Origin of the sequence: Enterococcus gilvus ATCC BAA-350, from assembly GCF_000407545.1 — a bacterium.
GTDB classification, from domain to species: domain Bacteria; phylum Bacillota; class Bacilli; order Lactobacillales; family Enterococcaceae; genus Enterococcus_A; species Enterococcus_A gilvus.
Genome location: NZ_ASWH01000001.1, coordinates 405620 through 425897, shown reverse-complemented (window position 1 = coordinate 425897; position 20278 = coordinate 405620). Strand labels below are relative to the sequence as shown.

The 20278-nt window shown below is 42.6% G+C and carries 18 protein-coding genes; 4 read left to right on the top strand and 14 right to left on the bottom strand.

All coding sequences use genetic code 11. The annotated features are described in order from the left end of the window. Positions 1–30: 30 nt before the first annotated feature. From I592_RS02035 to I592_RS02020, 4 genes are all read right to left on the bottom strand, one after another. The gene (locus I592_RS02035; RefSeq protein WP_010781894.1) at positions 31–477 is read right to left on the bottom strand and encodes a hypothetical protein; all 447 of its coding nucleotides are present in this window, start codon (positions 475–477) and stop codon (positions 31–33) included. A gap of 252 nt (positions 478–729) precedes the next feature. Next, entirely contained in the window at positions 730–1002 is a 273-nt protein-coding gene (locus tag I592_RS20665; RefSeq protein WP_010781895.1) for a C-GCAxxG-C-C family protein, read from the bottom strand. Between the two features lie 25 nt (positions 1003–1027). After that, a complete protein-coding gene (locus I592_RS02025; protein WP_010781896.1) occupies positions 1028–1465 on the bottom strand; it encodes a GNAT family N-acetyltransferase in 438 nt (145 codons plus the stop codon). A 15-nt stretch (positions 1466–1480) separates the two neighbouring features. After that, positions 1481–3637: an ATP-dependent helicase gene (locus I592_RS02020; protein WP_010781897.1), complete on the bottom strand. Its 2157-nt coding sequence runs from the start codon at positions 3635–3637 to the stop codon at positions 1481–1483. Positions 3638–3840: 203 nt separating this feature from the next. Here I592_RS02020 and I592_RS22230 point away from each other — a divergent pair, with 203 nt between their 5' ends. Further along, positions 3841–4341, top strand: a complete 501-nt coding sequence (locus tag I592_RS22230) for an MFS transporter (protein ID WP_010781898.1) — start codon at positions 3841–3843, stop codon at positions 4339–4341. Continuing rightward, positions 4242–5261, top strand: a complete 1020-nt coding sequence (locus tag I592_RS02015) for an MFS transporter (RefSeq protein WP_306453289.1) — start codon at positions 4242–4244, stop codon at positions 5259–5261. The genes I592_RS22230 and I592_RS02015 overlap by 100 nt, the downstream gene beginning before the upstream one ends. 75 nt (positions 5262–5336) lie before the next feature. On the opposite strand, the gene I592_RS02010 is transcribed toward I592_RS02015, so the two are convergent. After that, a complete protein-coding gene (locus tag I592_RS02010) occupies positions 5337–6719 on the bottom strand; it encodes a CHAP domain-containing protein (RefSeq protein ID WP_010781900.1) in 1383 nt (460 codons plus the stop codon). Between the two features lie 458 nt (positions 6720–7177). On the opposite strand from I592_RS02010, the gene ypfJ reads away from it, so the two are divergent. After that, positions 7178–8071, top strand: coding sequence for a KPN_02809 family neutral zinc metallopeptidase (ypfJ, locus tag I592_RS02005; RefSeq protein ID WP_010781901.1), 894 nt, complete (start codon positions 7178–7180; stop codon positions 8069–8071). 30 nt (positions 8072–8101) lie between these two features. Here the strand turns inward: ypfJ and I592_RS02000 are convergent, their stop codons facing one another. From I592_RS02000 to I592_RS01965, 8 genes are all read right to left on the bottom strand, one after another. Next, positions 8102–9127: a WxLIP family cell surface protein gene (locus I592_RS02000; RefSeq protein WP_010781902.1), complete on the bottom strand. Its 1026-nt coding sequence runs from the start codon at positions 9125–9127 to the stop codon at positions 8102–8104. A gap of 27 nt (positions 9128–9154) precedes the next feature. Beyond that, positions 9155–9697: a hypothetical protein gene (locus I592_RS01995; protein ID WP_010781903.1), complete on the bottom strand. Its 543-nt coding sequence runs from the start codon at positions 9695–9697 to the stop codon at positions 9155–9157. Between the two features lie 85 nt (positions 9698–9782). Then, the gene (locus I592_RS01990) at positions 9783–10346 is read right to left on the bottom strand and encodes a hypothetical protein (RefSeq protein ID WP_010781904.1); all 564 of its coding nucleotides are present in this window, start codon (positions 10344–10346) and stop codon (positions 9783–9785) included. Continuing rightward, entirely contained in the window at positions 10321–10686 is a 366-nt protein-coding gene (locus I592_RS01985; RefSeq protein WP_010781905.1) for an LPXTG cell wall anchor domain-containing protein, read from the bottom strand. The genes I592_RS01990 and I592_RS01985 overlap by 26 nt, the downstream gene beginning before the upstream one ends. A gap of 14 nt (positions 10687–10700) precedes the next feature. Then, on the bottom strand, positions 10701–12959 hold the full coding sequence (locus tag I592_RS01980; RefSeq protein ID WP_010781906.1) for an L-type lectin family protein: 2259 nt from the start codon (positions 12957–12959) through the stop codon (positions 10701–10703). A 415-nt stretch (positions 12960–13374) separates the two neighbouring features. Further along, on the bottom strand, positions 13375–14385 hold the full coding sequence (locus I592_RS01975; RefSeq protein ID WP_010781907.1) for a CdaR family transcriptional regulator: 1011 nt from the start codon (positions 14383–14385) through the stop codon (positions 13375–13377). Positions 14386–14463: 78 nt separating this feature from the next. Continuing rightward, positions 14464–15600 (bottom strand): glycerate kinase family protein, encoded by a 1137-nt coding sequence (locus I592_RS01970; protein ID WP_010781908.1) that lies wholly within the window; start codon positions 15598–15600, stop codon positions 14464–14466. 72 nt (positions 15601–15672) lie between these two features. Next, on the bottom strand, positions 15673–16965 hold the full coding sequence (locus tag I592_RS01965) for a GntP family permease (protein ID WP_010781909.1): 1293 nt from the start codon (positions 16963–16965) through the stop codon (positions 15673–15675). A gap of 183 nt (positions 16966–17148) precedes the next feature. Here I592_RS01965 and I592_RS21545 point away from each other — a divergent pair, with 183 nt between their 5' ends. Further along, the gene (locus I592_RS21545; protein ID WP_010781910.1) at positions 17149–17316 is read left to right on the top strand and encodes a hypothetical protein; all 168 of its coding nucleotides are present in this window, start codon (positions 17149–17151) and stop codon (positions 17314–17316) included. 287 nt (positions 17317–17603) lie between these two features. Here I592_RS21545 and I592_RS01955 read toward each other — a convergent pair whose 3' ends face one another. After that, a complete protein-coding gene (locus tag I592_RS01955) occupies positions 17604–19949 on the bottom strand; it encodes a leucine-rich repeat domain-containing protein (RefSeq protein ID WP_010781911.1) in 2346 nt (781 codons plus the stop codon). Between the last annotated feature and the right edge of the window lie 329 nt (positions 19950–20278).

Here is a 20278-nt window from a genome sequence, read left to right as displayed (position 1 = left end):
CGCACATCTTGAATCGATGAGCGATCTTGGCTATTTTTTACTTAATTCAATGAGTTGGTCAGACTGGCCATCCCTTACTATTTTCAATTCCAATTGTTTTCTGCCGGTTCGTGTCGCATGGTACTCGATATTGTTGCCATCATCCGTCATGACCACGCATTTTTTCGTGGAATTAACAGCGACTTTGGCCTGCTTCAACGCGACTTTATTTCTACACTTGATCGTCCAGCTCGTAAATGCTTCGTTTCCAGGCTTAAAGGAATAATTCACTGACTGGCTGAACCATTTTCCCTGCAGCCAAGCAGAATTATGGGGCATCAGTGTATTGATAAGCGTCAGCAATAGCAGAACACTGATCACTATCAGACCGCTGGCGATTTGCTTTTTCCATCTAAACAGACCGATCACTGCGTACTCTTTTACTAGCTTGATTATTGAACGGCTCGTTGCAGCTATCTTCTTCCACTGTTTCTCCATTACTTCTCCTTTTCCCTGTCTGGATAGTGAAAATCGTAACATAGCATGTGGCGTTTGACAAACTCTTTTTGTACAGCGCTTCTTTTCTGAATGAATAAAAAAGCCCCTTCCATAGTTTTACGGAGAGGGCCCCACTGCTTATTCGGCTAAATGTTCTTCCAGGATGTCCAGAGCCCTACGAACATACTCTAGACAAGGACGGTTATCGATCAGCTTCCCGCAATACAGCGAGCCGCAGGTTTGTTCAAAGGCTTACGTCATCGCAACGATACGATTACCTGCCTTGTCTGCCTGACACTTCGCAGGATCGGATTCGTCAAGGGTCCCCTTGAGGGCGTTCGCGACGATATAGGTTCCCGCCAACGCACCGCAAAGGCCTTGATAGTTTCCTCCGCCATAACTGGCCCCTAACAGATGAGCCTCCTCCTCAGAGATCCCCATCTCCTCGCAATAGGCCTCGACAACAGCCTGACAACAATTTTTTCCAGCTTGAAAAGACGTCAATGCTTGTTCTTGATGCACCATAACTCCTCCACCCTTTCGGTTTCACCTACAGTTTTTTTACCAGTGTTATACAAGGTACGCCATCTTCCTCGTAACGCTCGCCCATTCGAACATAACCCAATTGTTCATAAAAGGCGGCCGCCGTTAATTCTGCATGGATCAGGACTTGTTTCGTCTGTTTTTCTTTCGCAAATATCTCTAGCACAGTGACTGCTTGTCGGCCTAACTGCTTGCCTCGGTAGTCCTTTTGTGTCGCCACACGGCCAATTCGAGCAGTGCCCTCCTCATCCAACAAAAAGCGCGCGGTCGCTACAGGGAGATCTCCCGCAAAAAGAACGCTGTATACTGTATCCGGCGTATCGTTTTGATCGAATTCATCCGTCATCGCTAACGCTCGTTCACGTACAAATACCTCCATACGAATAAAACAGCTCGCAGCTCGCAAATACCCAGCATTTCCCACTTCTATTCTTACCTTCGTCATACACCCTCCTGTTTCCTATAGTATACTATTTTTTTGATATTCTTTGAGGGGCAATCCTGCTTCTTTTAAGAAAGGGGAAGCCGTGACCGTCTTGTTGTTGACTGTTTTAGGATAGGTGACATATAGGTTTTCTTTTGCGCGAGTGAGAGCCACATACATCAGACGGCGTTGCTCCTCCATCGTCGTAGGGGGAGCCGCTTCTTCTTTGGCTCGTTGCAGATCACACTCGGCCTTTTCCACCGTGTGGTGATTAGGCAGCGCATCTTGGTAGACACCTTTAATGAAAACCGTCTTCTTCCCCAAGCCTTTGCTGGCGTGGATTGAGAGTAAATAGACTGCGTTTAATTTTTCTTGGTCGTAATCCTGCAGTCGTTTCTTCATCGATTGGTTCTGTTCACTGGCTTGCTGATAGGCCTCCAGCAGACCGGGCCAATCCTTTGCCGCTATCAATTCTTTCCTTAGCCAATCGCACTCTTCGTCACTCAATTCTTTTTTGAATTTAGGTGTCGCGAGCAGCGCCTCCGCCAGTTCAGCTAATTCCAATTGCTGCTGTTGATAAAACAGATAGATCTGCTTGAAAAATTGCTTTGCCTGCTCCTGTGAAGCCTGAGAAAGGTTTCGTTCACTGACTAAAAACGCGACGAGATCCTTGACCTTGAATTTGTTTTTACTAAACAATTTCTCACTAAAGGCGGCACTGGCACCAAATTTAATAAAATGGAGAAACGCATACTGCTGAATGATCTTTTTCAGCGCCTCGTTTTTCTGCTGGATCGACGATGCCGAAGCCAGCAGCTCTAATTGTTGGAAAAGCGTCTTGAATGGAGGCAAACCAAAGATTCCCAGCAAGTCGTCATTCGAGGGTGTAACAAAGGGAACTTTTTGTTTTTTTAATTGCTTTAGCAAAGAACGCAGTTGCACCCTGGTTGGGTATAAGACCATCGTCTCACGATAATTTGGACGCCCATCTTTTCCCGCTGTCTGCCGTGTCAGTTCCTGGATTTTCATTCCGATCCAAGCGGCTTCTTCGTCGTCATCTTTGAATCCAATGCCATAGCACTCATGCTCAGACGTTTTTTTATTGGCGATCATCGTCTTTTCTAGACGATCGTGACCATTGTATTGAATGAGGCGATTTCCCGCTTCAACGATCGGCGCCTCTGACCGGTAATTCGTCATCAGTTGCAGCGACGTTTGCTGATACTCCTGCTCAAACTCTTTGATATAACGAGGTTCTGCTCCTCGGAAATAATAGATGCTTTGATCGTCATCGCCGACGATGATCAGTTTTCCTGCAGCCGTTTGCTTCAAGTGCTTATCCGGCGGACAGATCAAGGCGATGATTTGTTTCTGCAAGGGATTGATGTCTTGAAACTCATCAATAAAAATATAGCGGTACTTTTCCTGTAGAATCTGACGTGCGTCGGCGTCATTTTCCAACATCTGCTTAAGATTGAACAGCATGTCATCAAACGTAATAAAACGTTGGGACTTCTTCAGCATTGCCAGCTCCGCCAAAAATTGTTGGAAAACGGTACTTAACGAGTGGTTCAGGATCAGATCTTCATCATCGAAATATTTTTCCACAAACCCTACCATTTCGTCATCCGAATAGCCCATGTTGCGCCAATAGCTGATTCGAGAAGCAATCGTCCGTTCATCAAATTTATCAAAATTATACAACTTGTACTTTTTGATCAGCTGAGTCAGTGTTTGATAATATTGGTCCTCATCGATCGTTCCTTCGATCCCCCATTGATTCAAGCGAGGGTCGCGGCGGGTCAACGCGTTGTATTCCCCATTGAACCAGCCATGGAATGTTTGAACGTTGATCCGGGCATTGCCGCCCAAATAGTGGTTGACCCGCGCCTCCATTTCTAGTTTTGCCTTTCGAGAAAAGGTGCACATCATGATCGCCTTTGGGTCAATTCCTTGTTCCAGTACGAGGTAGGCAGCTTTGGCACAAATCGTTTGCGTTTTACCGCTTCCTGCTCCTGCGATGATTCGTAAATGTGTCTGCATAGGAAATCGAATAGCCGTTAACTGTTCATCGCTAAAGGCATTGCCGCCATTTGCTTCGGTTAATCGTCGAAGTGTCTCTTTATCTTGAAGCTCATCTGACTTTGTTTTGAACAAATCTGAGCGTATGTCCTTTGAAAACTTTGTAAACATGCTTTAGTGGTTCCCTTCTATGTAAAAAATCATACTTGTCCATTATAACGGAATCAGTAGATTTTGATAGTCCCGAGAACACGGGGAAAAAGAAGAACCTTTAATGAGAAGCGCCGGCGCAGCGATACAAGATCGTCGTATTTTTCGTGGATTGTTCCTATAATAGGACCGAGTACCATTTCTAAATCGTAGGAGCGATCATCATGGAAAAACAACGAACACTAAGTAAATCGATTATTATATTAGGCCTTTTCTCTTTTATCACCTCTCTTTCTGGTGAGAGTACGAATTTGGCTCTGCCGACGATCAGCCGTGCACTGACCATTACAAACAATGAAGCCACTTGGATCGTCCAGATCGGCTTGATCACTACAACGATCTTGCTCGTCGCCTTTGGTCACCTCGGAGATTTATTGTCAAAAGAATTCATCTTTCTGATCGGCGGCGTGTTATTCACGATCGGCTCACTCATCAACGGCCTTTCGCCAAATTTTACGATTCTTTTACTAGGACGGGTCGTCCAAGCAATCGGGTCGGCGATGATCATGCGAACTCCATTGGACTTACGACAGAGTATTCCACTCCGGAAACACGAGGGACTGCCTTGGCGATCATCTCGATGTTCATATCGGTGGGAGCGATCTCTGGTCCCGCTCTTGGCGGAGTGCTGCTTTCGGCACTATCCTGGCGTTGGATCTATTTGATCAATGTCCCTTTAGGTGTGATTTTTAGTCTTATCGGCTATCGCGTCTTTCACTTCCCAAAAATGACTAAACAAACGATCGAACAACCGTTAAAAAATGCGAATTGGTTGGGACAAGGAATTTTTTCTGTTGGGATCATTGTCTTATCCCTATCCAGTCTCTTTTTCCAAAGTGCCAGCGCGCGTTACTTGGTCGGCAGTTTGGCCTTCTTGATCGGTGCCGCTTTGACGGTCTACTCCTTCATCCAAGATGATCGCAGCGAAAGTCCCTGGATCTCCCCACATGTGTTAAGAAACAAACGCTTCATGCTTTCGATGTTCGCCTTGTTTTTGGCGATGCTGACAAATGTCGCTTCAAATATTCTGCTGCCTTTCTATTTGCAGAGCTTCCATCGAATCAATCCCATGATCAGCGGTCTCGTGATGGTCTTGCAATCAGTCGTGATGCTGATCATCGCACCCATCGCTGGACGTTTATCGGATAAGATCGGCTCGAGTAAATTAATCCTCTCTGGAATTTTGGTTTTGATTCTTTCACAGATCGGGTATACCTTTTACCCGTTGCAGCTAAACTGGCTGCTGGTGCTGCTCCCTATTTTATTGAACGGCGTCGGCATGGGCATCTTTTTGTCACCTAATAATTCATTGGCGATGTCCTTTGTTGAGAAACAATTCACCGGCGTTGCTGGATCTCTCACTTCCTTTTTCAGAACGATCGGAATGAGTCTCGGGATCAGCATTGCTTCGGCAGTCCTTTTTGCTCAATTACCTGGTGTGCGTTACATCACACCTCAACTGGGCGCTCACTTTCTCCGTGCCTTCCACAATGTGTTTTGGGTGATGACCTTTTTAGCGGTCGTCTGCCTGCTGCTGTCGATCTATGCCATTTCCACCGATCAAAAGAAGCCGCGCGAACGTTGATTTCCGAGGCTTCTTCCATTTCAGCGCATAAAAAAACGAGTGCCCGATTTCTCGGACACTCGTTTTTTTCGTTTTTTATGGGTGAATATATGTTAGACCTGCTGCACTTAATGTTGCAGTGTTTGGTCCAGTTGGTGATGGGAAGCCCATACCGCCTTGAGTGATCGTGATCGTGTTGTTTGAAGCGTTGTATGATTGAACATACGCCACGTGTCCATAAGTAGGATCGGCATTCCATGTTCCCACAGATTGACCTTGACCAAAGCTTACGATCGCGCCTGCTGCTGGTGTACCATCAACTTGGAAACCGTCAGCTGCTGCTGAAGCACCCCATTGACACCCATTGCCCCAATACGTTCCAGCCCATGGTGCAACTTGTTTCACATACCATGTACATTGACCAACTGCATACATATTGCCTGAACCGGTGTGGTCTACTTTGTTTCCGCCGCCTGTTGAAGGTGTTGGGGCAGGAGTAGGTGCCGGTGTTGGGTCTGGTGTTTTTGAATTTTCAGTAGAACTTGTTTGCTCTGTTTTTGTTTCAGTAGTTGAAGCGGCTGTAGAGCTTTCTTCACTTGCACTTGATGATGCTTCTGTTGAAGAAGCTGACGAGCTTTCAGAATATTCTTTTGCTTGTTCTGCTTTTGCAGCTTCTTCTTTCGCTGCTTTTGCTTGAGCGTCTTCGAAGGCTTTTTGTGCTTTCGCTGCTTCTTTTGCTTGACGTTCTTGCTCTGCTTTTTGTGCTTTTGCTGCTTCTTCTTGCTCTTTCAAGATGCGCGCTTGTTCTGCCTTCGCTTCTTCTTGTTGTTTCTTCAATTTCGATTTATCTTGTTCCGCAGTTGCTTGTTCTGCAGCGTAGTTCGCTTTCACAACATTCAATTCTGCTTGTTTGTTCGCGATTTCGTTCTTTTGTGCTTCTAGTTCTTTTTGATTTTCTTGAACTTCAGCAACTTTCGCTTCGTTGTCCTTAACCTTCGCTTCAACGGCTTTTTCATCCGCTTTTTGTTGTTCCATCAATGATTTGTTGGCTTTGACAATGGTTGACATCGCTTGAACACGGCCAATGACATCTGATAATGAATCAGCATCTAATACGGCTGATACATAGCTGGTCGCTTGACCCTTCACTTGTGTATCACGTGCTTGATTTTTGATAACTTCGTTACGTTTTGCGATACGTACTTTCAATGTTGCAATTTTATCTTGCAACTTCATCGTGTCTTTATTTAATTGATCTTGTTTCGCTTCTAAGTCTTTTACTTGTCCGCTAACTGTTGCGATTTCACTTGTTAATCCGTCGATCTGTGACTGAACACCCGACTGTTTGCCTTGTAATTCATTGATCTTTTGATCTTTTTCTTGGATTTGTTGGTCATAATTATCCGCTAGTGCGATACTAGGAACTGCTGATACAGCGATTGTACACACTAACAATGCTGATAATATACTTTTTTTCACGAGTTATTCCTCCGGCTATTATGTAGAATTAAAATTATCTTTCGCATAAGGTCAGAAGTAATTCTAACATAGTGATATATCACGCATATAAAAGAATTGTTACAAATATATTTCAATATTGTTTTTTATTAAATTCATTATTTAGTGAACCTCTATTAACCCTGCTAAAAACATTGATATATCAGTATTTATCTCTCCTGTCGAAGAATTTCCCCTTTTCTCCATTAGTGAATAATTACTTATTTAAACACCATTTTCTTTCAGCCAAAAATCGGCACTCGTCATTTTTCTTCAATTAAGTGAACCATTTGTCTATGTTTTAACGATTTTAATTTTTTTGTTCTTGGGAATCGCTTTTCTACTATTTAATAAAGCAACAGTAATTCAACGCGAGCGATATCGTTGGTGGCTGTAGCATTTTCCTCTAAAATAAAAGTGAAAATAAAGGGGGAACTGTTATGCGTTGGCGAGGAGATCGACAAAGTTCAAATGTAGAAGACCGTTCAAGGGGCGGACGACCGACTGGCAAGATCGCTGCTGGCGGCGGGGTCGGAGTATTTTTGATTGCTATCATTGTTTTCTTTCTCTCAGGCGGAGATCTAGGTACCGTCACTGATACATTAGGAGGAGGCGTCACACCGGCGACTTACGAGACGGAGAATGTCTCTTCCAAGGAATATACCGATGAAAAGGAATTTGCGGCAGTTGTTTTTGCTCATTTAGAGGATTATTGGAATGGTGAGTTCGAAGAGTTGAATGAGCCTTACCAACATCCGAAGCTTGTCTTATTTACCGATAGTGTCAATTCTGCCTGCGGACAAGCAACCTCGCAAGTCGGTCCGTTTTATTGTCCCGCGGACCAAAATGTTTATTTAGATCTAAGCTTTGCAGATGAGCTGTCAAACAACTATGGAGCAACTGGTGATTACGCGATGGCCTATGTGATCGCTCATGAAGTCGGACATCATGTCCAAAATGAGCTGGGTATTTCAAAGCAATTGGACAAAATTCGCCAACGTGTCTCTAAGACTGAATACAATCAATACAGCGTTCGCTTGGAGCTGCAAGCAGATTACTTAGCCGGCTGCTTCTCCAAATACCTCTCTGGTGAAACCTATCAGGGACAACCAATTTTGGAAGAAGGCGACATTGATGAAGCAATCACTGCCGCAAACGCGATCGGAGATGACACGCTCCAAAAAGAATATCAAGGCTATGTCGTTCCAGACAGCTTCACTCACGGCACCAGCCAACAGCGAATCAACTGGTTCAAGCGAGGCTACAAATACGGAGATTTAGAACACGGCGATACCTTCAATGAAAAAGATTTGAACCTATCGAAAGCCGCGTAAAAAGAGGATCGTGCACCCGCACGATCCTCTTTATTTTATCTCTTTATCGTCTTTCTTTTTGCGTTTGGCCAAGAGCAACCAAATGATTCCTAATAGGATGATCGCCAACAAAATCCCAATAACGACGAAGACCCAACTAGGCAAACGGTCATTGTCTGTTGCCTCGATCGTCGCTTCATTGACATCCTTCGCTTGTTCTTTGGAAATAGTAAAGGGACGGTCAAATGTCCATAAGTTCTTTTTCGCATCGGAGACTTTTAAGTGCAAATCGTATTTTCCAGCTTCCAACTTCTTATTCTGCCAGTCGATGGCAAAGTGGTACGTTGAATTCGGCGCGATTTGCATATCGTTGTCGTAGGAAACGGTGCGAACGACCGATCCTGACGAGGCCTTTTTTACTTCAGCTTCGTACTTCAAATGACCATAAGCATCCATCGTAGGATTTTTTAACGCTGCTACTACGCTTGTCTTGCCAAAGCTTTCAGCCGCTTTGACACTGGTAAGTGTGAGCTGACGTTTGGTCGCGGCATCGGATTCTGTCAATTTCAGCCCAAGAATATACCCATAGTTATTAGAGATGCCCGTCTCGGATTCTTTATCTGTTTTCACGACTTGGATCGCAGCTAAAATTTGTCCATCATATGATTTTTTGGGCATCGAAAGCGTGATAGGTACTTCTTTACTACTATTCTTAGGAACCCTGACCTGATCGTCGACCTTCGCAATCGAATGGATCGCATAGGGATACTCATTTTCTGCTGCTTTTTTGGGATCACTGTAATCAATGAATCCTTGGTCACTGGTATATGCTTGATTAATGGTGACTTTATATTCCGAATCTTGGTCCGAAGTGTTATTGATCCTTACTGAGATTGTTTGTTTTTGATCCGGCTGCATCCGTAGATCAAAGAAGCTTTTTGTTTTGTCTACCTGATTTTCAGGAATCACCGCCTGGACATCGTAGCCTACGTCCGCTGCGTGGGTGACTGTTGGAGTCAGCAACGGAAAGGTACATAGAATCACTCCCGCCAGTCGCATCAATGAGTGTTTGAACATCGTATTTTCTCCTCGCTTCTTAGCGCCTTATTGGGCATCCGCGGTGTTGAACAATTGATAATCGATCTTCCCTGCTAACTTATCATTTACTCTCAGTGCTTTATCCGTATCCGTAAATCCAATCGAAATCGCGGTCACAGATGTTTTGATCACACCTGTATTATTCGTGTCTGTTTTTGCGGCTTGCGCTTTGGCCACGATACCGTCGACGCCTGTACCGTTTGTCAGTTCTTGATCGTTGACTTTGAAAGAAGTCACTGCGAAGGTCTTGGAATCCCCATTTCGTGTGATCGTATTGCCATCAACAGAGGCTTTGACAGACCAGTCTCTAGCGATCGTATCATTAAAGACATCGATAGACCCGTCCGTGATCGTTCCACTGGCAATCGCGTACTGATTATTTTGCAATTTGGATTCAAAATTGTAATTGCTTGGTACTTTTTCTAGTGTCAATAATTTTTCATTAGGGGCAGTAGGATCAGCCTTCGTATCTGTATCGTCTTGGATCGTTACGATAGTCGGTGTATTTTTTTGCTGATCAGGTGCAGCGTCAGCATGGGCGCTAGTCACGCCAAATGCTACTGCTATTGTGCTAAATGCAACGAAGGACAATAAATAGTTTTTTTCATGGTGATTCTCTCCTTAAAGTTTTTTTCTAATTTGCTTCTGGGATATTCACTAATGTCACAGTTTGTTTCGCAACAAAGTCTCCTTCAGGGAGGTTTCCCGGAATCGTCAGTTTGATTGCTTGTTTGTTGATCCGATAGCGGTATTCTGATGCCTTCGTCGAATAGGCAGTCACGAGGGTCTTGGTTTCATTTGATCGCAGTGATACCTTTTTTGGCTCCGATGAAACCTCTTGTCCGTTATCTAAGGTGCGTAAGTGTCCTTTTCCTAAATCAAGAAATACGGCATATTCTTTCCCATTTGAAAAACTGCTTAGCTGGTAATACAGGCGCCACGGCGTTTTTTTATTTTCCCGCAGGTCTTTCACTTGGATCGTTAAGTCGCTTGTTGCTCGCAATTCCTGTGATCTGACTGATCGTTCATAGGTACCGAAGGTCGGTGCACTGACCTTCTCTAACCGAATCGGCGTTTCCACGATTCTGATCGAAACAGGTGTCTCCTTTTGTGCTTGGACACTCGTCTTAGCGGCGGTCAGACCAAAAAGACACAGTCCTATTAGAACAAACTTAGCGCTTCTTTGTTTCCTCTTCATCCTGCTTCCTCCTTCGTTTCCAAAAAATCAGCAGTACCAGTCCCACTAGCAATGTTCCGATAAAGGAAAGCAGCACTAGGTTTGTATCATTTGTTTTAGGCAGCATATGCCATCTTTTACCAAATATGACTATTGTAGGAGCGCCTTTTTTGATACTGCTGAGTCCTCTTCTCGGAGACAAGTGATCGTCATGCGCAACATTGGGATTTTTATCGATCAAACGGAAGATGACGGACTGTTCATCCGAAGTCACGTTTGATTGTTCAGACGCAAGCACCGATGTTCCGCCGCAGATCATGTTGCCGAGTAATAGAATCCATATGCTGAATGCTTTAAACATGCGTGTTTTCTCCCCTATTCTGGTGTTTCTGTGTCATAAAGGTTCCAATGAACAAGAATCTTCCCGCTGTAATCGCCGACGTGCAAATACTCCTTGCTTTGCAGCAATACTCCTTCAGATTCCTTCCACTCTTCGGAATAGACATAATTGTTTGCTGAAACACTGCTGGCATTCATCACCGGGATCGGCGTATCAGTGATTGGCTGATCCGATGCATTTGCTTGCCGCCAAACCAAATGAAAAGGCGTTTGAGGCTGCGTTTCTGCAGTGACTCCAACCGACCACTCATGATCCTTTTCTCGGCTGTCCAACACGTTAAGTGCCATTGTGTTCCCGGCATCCCGCGTCAAAGTTCCTTTTGAATCTCCAGCCAAACGACCAGTCCATTTTAATGCAGAAGGCGCAGATTGAAGGATCAACTTCCCGCTTACATTTAGTTTTAATGTGAGACTGTTTTTTTCCTTGATCTCTTTTGCATCCTTGTCTAAATGATAAGCCTCTACTTTCAAATCATTTTCCCCATACGTTATTTTGTCGTTCGGGATCGTGAAATTTGCCGTTTGCTGTGTCGGTGTTCCGTTTGTTGTTAATTGAGGCAGTTTCTGAATCGTTTCATTGCCTTTTTTTAAATAAAACTGCACTTTTTCACCGTTGTCTGAGTCGTTCCAAAGAAACGTTCCTTGGTATCCTTGAGTAAGCTCCGACTTATCTACATTGATTTCTTTGACAGGATTCGTCGTACTCTGATCCCAGTCTAGTTGCGTCGGTGCTTCCGCATGCGTCCAAAAAGACACAGGATTGCTTGGAAATGTTCTCGGTGTATTATTTCCTAACTCTGTCGTATGGATAGAGCTAGATAACATTGTTTTTTGTGTTTCTCCCGTCGCTTTCGTCTGTGCCGTGTATTGAAGATCAATCGCTTTTCCTGGCGGCAGCTTCAACCCAGGAAACGTTACTTTGACTTGGCCGCTGACCGCATCCTGTTCAATAACCGTTCCTTGCATCACCTTATTGTCAATGATTGCCTGAACATTAGTTACGGATTTTGTTAAATCAAAAACAGTTGGATTGATCACAGTATCCCAGTCATTGACAGCTAAAGAATCTTCTCCTTGCATCACAGAAAAGTGACTTCTCATCGTCACTGGGTCACCGTATTGCGCAGCAGGAAGCGATGCTTGATAGTTGTCGTTCCCACTAGGGTCAACAATGGAGGCTTGACCACTCGAGACATCATTTTTTAATCCAGCATCTAGATCGACGGGAACTTGCGTAAAGACAAATTTGACCTCGCCATTTGCCGCACCATTCGATCCTGTAAATCCCCAGTATGCCTTATTATTGTTCTCAGATAATTTCAGCGCAGAACTTAAATCTGACCAAGGGATCGACGTGACAGGGGTTTTAGCACCTGTCATCGGATTCATCAAATAATAGGTAAAAGAAGCGCTTGTCTTGTCAAAATCGTAACGGAATTCATACCACGTATTGTCCTGAATAGTATTTCCTACAATTCCGTTCAGAAGCTGCGGACTGTAGTGATGGACTTTAGCTTTTACTCCCCCACCATATTCTGTCCAATTGTTACCGTTAGATCCATTTGAAACATATCCTTTATTCAAATCACCTGGAAAGCTATAAGCCATATGTGGAACTTTAGGAAAATCAGCATCGTACATATTATCGCCGCTGATATTAGCATATAAATCGAACTCAATGGATACTGAGTTTTGAATTGCTTTTTTTTCAGGAGTCGATACTAGAACTCCAAAAAATGCACTTGATCCTGAATCTCCATAAACCCCAAGATTTTGACCATCATTTCCGGATAACGCCTTGGTCAAAGCAGCTGTTTTTCGACTATCATTTTGCATCACAAACGCAAAACCATCCGCTTGTACTGTTCCAAAGTTGACATACGCTCGTCCATGAAAGCTTTTCGAGAAGTCCATTCGATACGGGGCATCCGACCAGATGGATACGGCGTTTTGTTGACCAGATAACGTTACTTCCGAGAAGGGAACCCCATTATTTTCAGTGCTTGGTCCTACAGTGACACCGGTATTCCCGCTTGTCCCCCCTGATTTCGTTTGTATATTGGGTGGAGCAAAAATTCCGTCTACGGAGATTGCCCCTTTAGGAACGGCAGGATTTCCTGTGACCGCTTGGATAGTTGGTGATCCTATCAGAAAGACTGAAAAACCAGTAAAAAAACAGAAGAGACAAAAAACAAGGATGGTCCGAACTTTTTTACTAAAAAAAGCCTCTCGCATTTATCACACCTCTTTTCAGTTTTGCAACCAATTGCTCGTTGCATCAGATCTCATCTTCATTCATTTTTATGTTCTTTGGGTAAAAATAAGGATAAAAATAAGAATCCTAAAGATGATAATAACAGAACGATTGTTATTTTAGTAACAATTAAACTCTCATAAATCAATCGTCAACAATTAGAAAAAATCTGTCTGAAAAAGAACATATAAAAGGCTTTAAACAAGTAATTAGGAGGTTTTATTAATAAAATAAATGTAGCGACAGGAAGGGACTTCGGCTTCAAAAAAAGGATAGGTACACACTAATAAACACCATTCTTGTTAGCATTTATTCTTATTTTTGATAAGTAAAATAATTGAATTTTTATGATTATTTTTAAACGCAAAAAATGACGATTGAATTAGATACGTCTTTCTAATTCAATCGTCTTTTAAAGCAATAGGCAAAGTGATACATCAATAGCCAAAGATCCGACCATGTCCGCGGGTCTTTTCCAGTCAACTCTGAGATACGCTGGATTCGGTAATTTAAGGTATTTCGATGGATGTGCAGATGCTCTGCTCCGGCCTTGATATTTGTACTAGTCTCAGCCAGACAAATCAGTGTTTCATAGTACTCTTCATAGATTGTTTCCACTTTTTTTAACAGTATAGAGTCTACAGACAGCGGAAAATCAAACAACTGCGCATAATAATAGGACTCTGTGAAAAAGAGCTGAGTCATCGGAATCTTTAAAAAGAGCAGATACAAATAGGTATTCTCCACCTCTTTCAAGCATTCTCCCAAATTCAGACGTGGTGGGCTTACGATCAGAGAGCCTTTCAACTGATCAATCGTTGTCTCTGTATCTACAAAAACCAAATAACGACCATTCCATTCAAATATTTCATGTAAAGGAAACAGTAGACGCAAATCCTCTTGTTCAGATGCCCAAACACACCGATTCAGCATCAGTAAATTGATGCCATACGCCTCCAACGCTCTGTGGACCGTTGCTTCCTCATACCGTTCTTTCGTCGCAAGCAGTTCGTTTAAAAAATCACGCTTCTGCTGATTTTTCTTTTCCTTTTTACTGAATTCATTGAGCTCTTCAACTAAGAGAAGCACGATGGACTTTACAAGCTTGGTGAAGGGGCGCACTTCTTCCGGTTCACCAGAGATTCCTACTACTCCCAATAATTCCCCATTCAAGATGATTGGTTCATTAGTACCTCTTTTTTCTAAGGATGTATCCTTGTAGACTTCAACCATTTGACCTTGAGAAATGGCTCGCTCAGCGCCGCGGTGACGTTCGCCGATTCTTCCTTTCTTCCCACTTGCAATGATGAACCCTTGCTCGTTCATGATATTAATATTATAAGGAATATCAGACATCAACTTCTGCACGATCAAATTGGCTTGTTCCTTCGTCAATAAATTGCTCACTGTTCTCCCGCCCTACACATGCTTTGCTTTATTCTTAGTTTAGCGATCTTTTCATAGATGACAAAATATCCGCTTCGCTTAGACAGATAAAACACGCACGATATTTTCGACGGTTCGTTCCAAATTGCGCTCTCCTGACTGCAACGCAGCCTCTATGGACTCTACTTTAGCCAATATCCCAAAAATAGCTGTCATGCCTTCGTCATAGAGCACGTCAACTTGTTCACCAATAGATCCTGCGCATGCAAAGACAGGCTTATGATGCTTTTTGGCAACCTTTGCTACACCATAAGGTGCTTTTCCGAACTTGGTTTGAAAATCCATGCCGCCTTCACCAGTGAACACGTAATCCGCCTGCAAGATCGCCTCCTCCAAGTGCGTCAACTCGATCACTAGATCGACTCCTGAACGCATCTTCGCTCCCGCAAAGACTAAAAGTCCGGCGCCCAACCCTCCCGCGGCACCTGCACCGGGTTTGGCTTCAATATCTATGGCGAACTCTTTTTTGATAACGGCCGCGTAATGAGCGAGGTTGTCGTCTAATACTTTGACCATTTCAGGTGTCGCACCTTTTTGCGGCCCAAAGACCACCGAAGCGCCATCTGGTCCAGTCAAAGGATTGGTGACATCGCTGGCAATAATGATCTCTGTCTGCTTTAATCGCGGATCTAATGGCTTAAGATCAATCATTGCCAGTCTTCCCAAGGCGCCGCCGCCAACAGGCAATTCGTTGTTTTCTTCATCTAACAGACGGGCGCCTAAAGCTTGTGCCATCCCGGCTCCGCCGTCATTCGTCACACTGCCGCCGATGCCGATGATGATTTTCTTTACCCCTTTTTCTAACGCATCTTTGATCATTTCACCCGTTCCGTAGGTAGAGGTGATCAGGGGATTTCGCTTATTCTCAGCCAAAAGTTCGATGCCGTTGGCTTTGGCCATTTCCATGACTGCAGTCTCTTCGTCCGCCAGCAATCCGTAATATGTCGAAACTTTTTCTGTAGGGATCGGCCCAGAGACCTCAACTGAAATACGTGTCCCTTTGCTGCCATCGACTAAGGCATCTACCGTTCCCTCTCCTCCGTCAGCCATTGGAATATGAATGACCTCCGCGTTCGGCTGGACTTTGCGAATCCCTCGCTCCATTGCCTCACAGGCTTTTTTAGCGCTCATACTTTCTTTGAAAGAATCCGGCGCTAACACAAACGTTTTTTTCATGGTCATTCTCCTTATCTAAAAATAATCTTAACTCTTCGCATACTTACAAGCCAGTTGGTAAAATAAGTTCCTTTACTTCAAAATAAATCCGTATAAAACCGTTGCAACGATCGTCATGACCCCACCTACACAAATCTCATAAGGAATGACTTTCATCCGTTCCTTGATGGACATGTGCATACTATTGGCGGTGATGTGAAAATAGTTTCCTTGCGGCACACTGTCAATCACTGTAGCACCTGTATGGACCATAACTGCCGCTGCTAATGAAGAGGTTCCTGTTGCAAGGATCGCATTTCCGAATGAACCCGTCGCCAAAATAACGGCGGTAGAAGTCGAACCGACTGCCAGTCCCATCAAAATACCTGATATAGGTGCTAAGAATGTTCCTGATATGCCTGTGATGGAGATTAAATGAACGACTTGCTTCGATAGATCAGAGACCGAGATCAAACCCGCGATCGCCCCTGCACCGATTAAAATCAGAACGGTATCTGTCACACGATAGATACCAGCTTTTGAATAATCGCGGATTTGTCGTGCATGTCCCATTGCAATCGTACCAACAACGGATGCAAAAGGTAAGATGTACATGGCATCAATTTTCAAATTCGATAAAGCTTGAATATGGAGCATCGTTCCTATTGGGTTGATCAGCAGCAAGACGATGGACAAAACTGGCGCAATCAAGGCTTTACTTAAAGGCATCAATGGTTTTCCCTCTTCATCTGCGATGTCACTCTCTTGTACCATGATCCCTTTCTTTTTGATCAAACTGGCAATAATGACAGCCGCTGCCAGCCCACAAAGTGCAGGGACGAGCCCAGCGATCATGACACTGCTAAGATCTAATTTGAACCCATTCGCCGCTGCAATCGTATTCGGATTCGGAGAAATGATATTACCCGCTTTTCCTCCACCAGATAGCGCTGTCAATAATGCTAGCTTACTGATTCCCGTCTGTTTTCCTACTGACAATGCAATCGGCGCAACAATCAATACAGCTACTGGAATGAATACGCCCACTGCCGTGATGATCATCGTAGACAATGCTAAAGATAAGAGCGCTTTGTTCGTACCAAGCTTATTAACGATCGCGTGTGCAATCGACTCTGCCGCACCAGACTCCATCATTACACCCGCCAGCATCCCTGCTGCTAAGACTCGGATTGCAGTCCCCATGATACTTTGCGTGCCGCTAATCAAGATATTCACTGTATCATTTAATGAGGCGCCTCCGATTAGACAACCTATAATCGCCCCTAAAAACAATGAATAAACCGGATTCATTTTCTTTAAAATCAAAAGTATTGCACAAACCAAACCTATAATCGCCGCATACCACGGAATCGTAATACTCGCCATGTGAATTCTCTCCCTTATTTTTGATTACGTTTCCATTTTAATATTTTGACACTCAAATAGAATTGGCAGATTAACAGTATCATTTGTGCATCTGCACAAATGTTTTTTGGTATGAAGCAGAAACATTGCTTTCCTTTTTTTCATCCGTATACTATAAGCTAAACTTCAAAAGCAGGTGATCGTATGTATGTTGTCAAAGTTTTACATGGTTACATCGGTAAAGAAGGCCAACGCACCCGTGACAAAGACCCTGAGAAATTGTTAGTTTTCCCTAGTAAACGAGAATCCGATCACTTTGCCTCAAAAATCGGCGGACGCAGTAAGCATGTATCTAAGATCCGCAAAGATTGACCCCTAATAATAAAAGCTTCGCGGCTCCTTCTGCTGAACAATTTTCTATAGAAAAACGAACAGAATTGCGCAGTTCTTCTTGAGCCGTGCATTTTTTGTTTGCGATTGAATTTAATCGTCGTCCTTCTCGATTTATAAATATTTTTTCCTCACAGACGTCATCCAAATAAAAAACTCCCAATCATCTAAACGTGATGATTGGGAGTAAAGAGAAACAGAAGGGGAAATTTTTCTATAATCATGTCGCTGTTCCCTTTTAGTCAAAGCAGTTAATGACTTTTTTAGTGTTAAAATCCTGCTTTTAATACTGTCCATAAAGAGCTATCTTTTGATTCATCACGCCATCCATGAGCCACAACGTTTTTATGCTCTTTTAAATCTGTAGTAAAGTTGTGGCTGCCTGCAGTGTGTACATCGGGATTGAATTCTCGATATATTTTCACATCTCCTTCTGATACCCAAGTATAATTACTGTCGGTTTCATGGCGCCACCCTTTCTTCACAGCAGCATCTGCTTCAGATTTATTCGTCGTATAGAAATGTTCTCCACTGTTAGGATTGTAGATACGATAAACTTGTTTTTTACCGGCACTATCTTCTTGAACTGGCACATAAAAGGCAGCTCTTCCGTATTCATTTTTAGGATTTGTTTCGACTTTCCAACCTTTAGCTGCAATTTTATTTTTCTCATTTTTATTTTTCGTCAACAGATGGTCCCCATTATTTTTATTGTATAAACGATAGACCGCTGCGCCAAATTTTGCCGTAAAGGTTGTGTCTCCATTGATCGTTACATTTTTGGGATTAACCACTTTCCCGTTTTGGTACCAGTCTAAAAAGTAAATATCTTCTATATTATTTTTATTTGCTACTGTTTTAGGTAAGTCTGTCACTTTCGTTCCTTTAGGGACTTCTAGCGTTGTATTACCTGACAATGATCCACCTTTTCCTGCATTAAAAGTTACTTTTGCGGTATCCGCTTTTTTATCTTCTACAGTAATCGAGATCGATTTGTCCGTTTTAACTCCATAGGAATTTGTGACAGAATATTTTACTGGGTAGACACCTGGCTTTTTAGTGTTTACATTATTTTCTAGAACTTTGATATCTTTTGTTAGATCAACTTTATCTGATCCATCCTTCTGTTGATCATAGGCAGTTACTTTAGCCTTTGGATCGAAGGTATCACCTACTTGTATCGTTTGATCGGCAGCCTCAATAACTGGTGCTTGGGCATCTATCCAATTCACGTAAATATTTGCTTGCCCTTGAAATACACCAGCTGCCCCTGTCCACCCAAAACTATACATAGAATTGTTGTTGCCTTGAGGTGCTGTTACTGCCAAAGACTTAATTCCTGCAGTACTAGTTGCGGTGCCATCCCAAAAAGAACCAAAATCTCCATTAAAATAATTTACGTGGAATGGACTCCCCATTCCCATACCAGACATAAGGTTTAAACCCTCATTCTCTGCATCAGGTGTTACATTGATCGTTCCTTCTTCGTTGAAGGCAAAAGAAACGCTTTTGATAGGTAATGGGATCGTGTAATATTTTTTCTCTGGATCGATTGACCGCACCATCGTTATATCTTGGACATATGTTTGTCCAAAAGCTGCGTTAGCAGTAGTTAAGTTGTACCCTTCCATAAATGTGATATCCGAGATTTGATTTCCTGACGCGTTAAAAGATTGTAAATTAGGATATCTGCTTTGCAGGCCTTTCATAACAGAGATATCCTTTATTTTATTATTTGAAACATCCAACATTTTTAAATTAGTTAATGTGGAATCTTTAAATGCACTGGTATCTTCAATTAAATTATTTGCTACGATCAACTGCTCAACACTTACGATCTGAGAATGTTTAATAGGTGTGATATCACTAATTTTATTAAAGCTTGCATTCAATATTTTCAACTTCGGTACGTCTATGTTCTCTAATATAGTTATATCCGTTAGCTGGTTATTGGATATATTGAGCGTTTCCATTTTTGGAAAACTTGCACCTTTTAGACTATTCAAGTTGGTTAAGCTATTATAAGAGATATCTACATTCGTTAATGAAATCAATTGAGAACTTGCTAAAAATGAAAAATCTTTAAGGTTATCATTCGTGGCTACAATCGTTTCTAACTTGGATAAGGTTCCTATCTCTGCCATATTGGCGGTATTTGAAAGATCAGAATTTGTTACTGTTAAGCTAGTTAGATTTTTTGCATAAGATATACCTTTTACATCTTTGACTGTTACGTCGTCAACAGAAGCACTTGTAATAGACAACATGTCTTCTTTTGTAAAATCATTTTTTCCAAGAATACCCGCCACGATCGCTTGAAGATTTTTATCGGGCATCCAATCATCAATAGATTCATCGTTTGCGTCTTTAGCTGAATCTGCCGTCGGATTCGCAGGCGCAGTCTTTTCATTTTTTACTTCATCGTTGCTTTGTCTGTCTGAACTTTTTGTTGAACTGTCCAATGTACTGCTGATTGTCTCGCTAGTTTTCTGACTCTGCGATATACTTGAAACGCTCTCATCTGATTGCTGTGTAGCAGCTAAACTAGTGGCTGGCAATACTAATTGCGAAGTCAAAATGATCGTTGCTGCTAATAATCTAGTCTTATTTTTCACTAATGATCCCCCCATAATTCGTTTGGTTAAAAATACCCTGTACCATAGATAATTCGCTTAAAAGCAGTGTAAGAAAGAAAAATGGACTGACTTATCTACTTCCTTTGTTCAAAAAGCGGATTCTATTTTTCTTCAAAGCTAGAATTTGAACTATCTTCATCCCTCCAGTTTAAATTCACTAAAAAGCAAATAAAAAAAATTTATGAAACCCTTTAACTAATAATTAGTATGTTAAAATAACCCCCTGTCTTTACATGTATTAAGGATTTTCTATTACCTAGTATTGTGTATACTAGGTAATAGCCAATAAGCATTGATGATAAAGACTT